The 275-nt window shown below is 54.9% G+C and carries 1 rRNA gene; it reads left to right on the forward strand.

The features are described from left to right. A 16S ribosomal RNA gene (locus tag MXM41_RS22705) occupies positions 1-275 on the forward strand; the annotation flags it as partial.

Below are 275 nucleotides of genomic sequence, written 5' to 3' on the forward strand. Positions count from 1 at the left end.
ACGGTCCAGACTCCTACGGGAGGCAGCAGTGGGGAATATTGCACAATGGGCGCAAGCCTGATGCAGCCATGCCGCGTGTATGAAGAAGGCCTTCGGGTTGTAAAGTACTTTCAGCGAGGAGGAAGGCGGTGAGGTTAATAACCTCATCGATTGACGTTACTCGCAGAAGAAGCACCGGCTAACTCCGTGCCAGCAGCCGCGGTAATACGGAGGGTGCAAGCGTTAATCGGAATTACTGGGCGTAAAGCGCACGCAGGCGGTCTGTTAAGTCAGAT

This window comes from Leclercia adecarboxylata (assembly GCF_035787115.1).
Lineage (GTDB): Bacteria > Pseudomonadota > Gammaproteobacteria > Enterobacterales > Enterobacteriaceae > Enterobacter > Enterobacter adecarboxylatus_E.